Source organism: Bacillus sp. C30 (genome assembly GCF_040838255.1).
Taxonomy (GTDB): domain Bacteria; phylum Bacillota; class Bacilli; order Bacillales; family Bacillaceae_G; genus Bacillus_A; species Bacillus_A mycoides.
The window spans coordinates 1-2,148 of sequence record NZ_JBFPJH010000470.1; the positions used below are offsets into that span (position 1 = coordinate 1).

Consider the following 2,148-nt stretch of genomic DNA (forward strand, 5'->3'; position numbering starts at 1 on the left):
ATATAAGTACAGACGTTATTGACATTGTTTCACCAGATACAAGTTTAATAGAAAAGTTAAAACTTCAATACAGTGAAGAATATGATAAGTTTTATGAAACTATATTGACGGATTCGGAAATGTTTACAAGTGATAAGTAATTTCAAAGTATTGATAGAAAGATATATGGAAAATGGAGATGGCACGTTGTTTTAAAATAATGTGATCTCACATTGCCATGCGTTTTAAGTTAACGATGAAGGGTTTCAAGACGACTTGGTGCAATTCATCCATATATATACCTGAAATTTTTCATTACAAGTACTACAATTTCTATTGCTCACTTTTACTTTATAAATTTAGGATGTAGTTTTACGTGTTAGTAGTAATTTCACTGTTTCTGCACAACTTCTGCACACATTTAGGTGATTTCTATGTCATGATATATTCCATAAGTGAAATATTTCACAAGAAATGAAATGTTTCTTTACGACGGTGTATGCATATTTACGCATACACGAAATAAGATTGACTCTTGTTATTCTTTTACATCAAAGCCCACATTACACTACGAAGTATAACAAGAAGGGGACAGGAACATGAATAATCGATTTTTAAAACAACTACAAAACTTGAAAATGAACAAAAAAAGTATAGGAGCTGTTGCATTAACAGCTGGAATTATCAGCACGACACTTATTCCTCAAAATGCATACGCGCACGGCTTTGTTGAAAAGCCTGGTAGCCGTTCCGCTTTATGTAGTCCAACTTATGGTGCTCTAAATGTAAACTGCGGAAGTGTTATGTATGAACCACAAAGTTTAGAAGCTCCAAAAGGATTCCCACAAGGTGGCCCAGTTGATGGGCAAATCGCTTCTGCAGGTGGAAAATTTGGCGGTATTTTAGATCAACAAACAGCATATCGTTGGTTTAAAAATACAATCACTGGTGGGGAAAATACATTTACTTGGAAGTATACAGCACCTCACTTAACAAGCAAATGGCACTACTATATTACAAAAAAAGGATGGAATCCAAATAAAGCACTAACAAGAGCAGACTTTGAGCCAATTGGCACTGTACAACATGATGGTTCTGCAGCTTCAAATAATTTAACTCATAAAATCAATGTACCTACTGACCGTAGTGGATATCATGTGATTTTAGCTGTATGGGATGTAGCTGATACAGCAAATGCGTTCTATAATGTAATTGATGTGAATCTCATCAATAATGTGAAACCAGACACAGAAGCGCCAAGTATTCCAAATGGAATTCAGGCGCAAAAAGTAACAGCAAATAGTATAGAACTAACATGGAACGTTTCTACGGATAATGTAGGAGTAAAAGGGTACCAAATCTTCCGTAACGGAGAGATGATTGACACAGTACCAGGCACTTATTTTATTGATAAGAAATTACAACCAAGCACAGAATACACTTATACTGTAAAAGCAATTGACGCAGCTGGCAATGTATCGAAAGAAAGTACAGCGCTTACAGTGAAAACAACAGTTGAAGCTCCTACAGAAGCACCAACACAACCAAAAGGATTACATAGCATGGGAACAACAGCGTCAAGTGTGAATCTAATGTGGAGCCCATCTGATGATAACGTTGGAGTAGACTATTACGATATTTATAGAGAAATAGAAGGAACAATGAAAAAAATTGCAACATCCAATACGACTTCTTATATGGATAAAAATTTACTCGCTAATACTACTTATAAATATGCAGTGAAAGCAGTGGATGTAGTTGGAAATGAATCCGTACAAAGTGATACGTTCACAATTACTACAAAAACTGAAAGCGCTTCATATGAAGCGTGGGATGCAAAGAAAGCATATAAAAAGGAAGATAGAGTTTTACACGAGGGAAAAGTGTATGAAGCAGTCCAGAATTATGAAGGACATGGGGATCCAAACTGGATTTTTGCTTTATCCTTATGGAAAACAGTGTAAGCTTTACCTCAAAATGAAATGAAAGATGATGGGCTTTGATGCAAAAAAAGGAAGTTTGAGAGTTAACTTTTCTGCTTATAAAAAAGACGACGTATTCAGCGTCGTCTTTTTGTATTAATCTAGAATATTCATCAAAGAGACTTTCAAACGAATAAGCTACAGAAAGGTTACTATACGAATACATAATGTAGAATCATATAGTAAC

Annotated in this window: 1 protein-coding gene and 1 pseudogene; both read left to right on the forward strand. The window is 35.1% G+C overall.

Features of this window, described 5'->3' with window-relative positions:
• Positions 1–140 (forward strand): annotated as a pseudogene (locus tag AB3X49_RS21840) (phosphatase); the annotation flags it as partial.
• 438 nt (positions 141–578) lie between these two features.
• A complete protein-coding gene (locus AB3X49_RS21845; RefSeq protein WP_367964711.1) occupies positions 579–1,943 on the forward strand; it encodes a lytic polysaccharide monooxygenase in 1,365 nt (454 codons plus the stop codon).
• Positions 1,944–2,148 lie beyond the last annotated feature (205 nt).

Bases quoted from the DNA above. Each gene is read 5' to 3' on its own strand.
- AB3X49_RS21845 (WP_367964711.1), top strand. From the start codon at position 579: ATGAATAATCGATTTTTAAAACAACTACAAAACTTGAAAATGAACAAA.